At 15.0% G+C, this 1,151-nt stretch carries 2 protein-coding genes; one reads left to right on the forward strand and one right to left on the reverse strand.

Annotated features, from left to right (window positions below; translation table 11 throughout):
• Window positions 1-499: proton-conducting transporter transmembrane domain-containing protein (locus tag RC73_RS20695; protein ID WP_160289601.1), on the reverse strand; the 499-nt coding region annotated here is incomplete at its 3' end.
• Between RC73_RS20695 and RC73_RS19535 the strand changes: the two genes are divergently transcribed.
• Window positions 486-710 carry a hypothetical protein gene (locus RC73_RS19535; protein WP_033540871.1) on the forward strand — a complete coding sequence of 75 codons (225 nt, stop codon included), beginning with the start codon at window positions 486-488 and terminating at the stop codon, window positions 708-710. The two genes, RC73_RS20695 and RC73_RS19535, sit on opposite strands and share 14 nt — an antisense overlap.
• Window positions 711-1,151 lie beyond the last annotated feature (441 nt).

Here is a 1,151-nt window from a genome sequence, read left to right on the forward strand (position 1 = left end):
TAAATAAGAAAATAATAAATTTTATTAGATTAATTATTGAAAAATTTAAATTTATTAATAAAATTTCTTTTAAATAAAAAGAAGAGTAAAATGTTAGATTTATTAAATTGAAACAAGAAATCTTAAAAGAAAAATTAAAGAATAAATTTATATTTGAAGTATTTATATTAAAAATATATTGATTTGAGTAATTAAATATTATTATATATCCCATATTAATAAATATTAAAGATTTAAATAAAGCATGATTACATATATAAAGAAATGAAATTAATTTTATATTTATTAAAAGGAAAAATAATATTAATCCAATTTGTCTTAAAGTAGATAAAGCAATAACTTTTTTTATATCTTTTTCTATTAAAGCTTTTAATCCACTAATTAATATAGAAATTAAACATAAATTTATAAAAATATTTAAATTAATAACTCTAATTAATATATTAGATAATCGGAAAAAAATATATAACCCAGCAGTAACTAATGTGGAACTATGCACTATAGCTGAAATAGGTGTGGGAGCTGCTATAGCTATTGGTAATCAAGCTATGAAAGGAAATTGTGCTCTTTTAGTTAATAATGCTAATATTAAAAAAAAAATTATTATTTTATTTTTATTTATAAGTATAAAGATTATAGATATAATTATAAAACAATCTCCAAATTTATTATTAAAAAAGGTTTTAATTCTTCTATTTCAAGAATCATAATTGTTAAAATAAAAAATTAAATAAAATGAGCTAATTCCTAATCCTTCTCATCCAAAAATTATAGTTCAAATGTTAAACGAAAACACTAAAAATATTATTGATAACACAAACATTATAGTTATAAAAATAAATATTTTTATGTCTTTTTTTTTGAACATATAATTTTTTATAAATCTTATTACGTTTAATACAACTATTATAATAATAAAAAAAAACAATAAAGAGTAAGTATCTAAAATAAATATTAAATGAATTTTTCTATTTATAAATATTTCATAAAAATTTAAAATTAATCTTATATTTGTTTTAATTAATAGATTTAAGTAAAAAATTGTTAGTAATAATATAAATATAAAAGTTGTTTGAAAAATATTAATAAAAAATATTATTGAATTTTTTCTGTAAATCCACAATTTACTATTTTTTTATAAACTAAATCAA

The organism is Shewanella sp. ECSMB14102 (assembly GCF_000813075.1).
GTDB lineage: Bacteria > Pseudomonadota > Gammaproteobacteria > Enterobacterales > Shewanellaceae > Shewanella > Shewanella indica.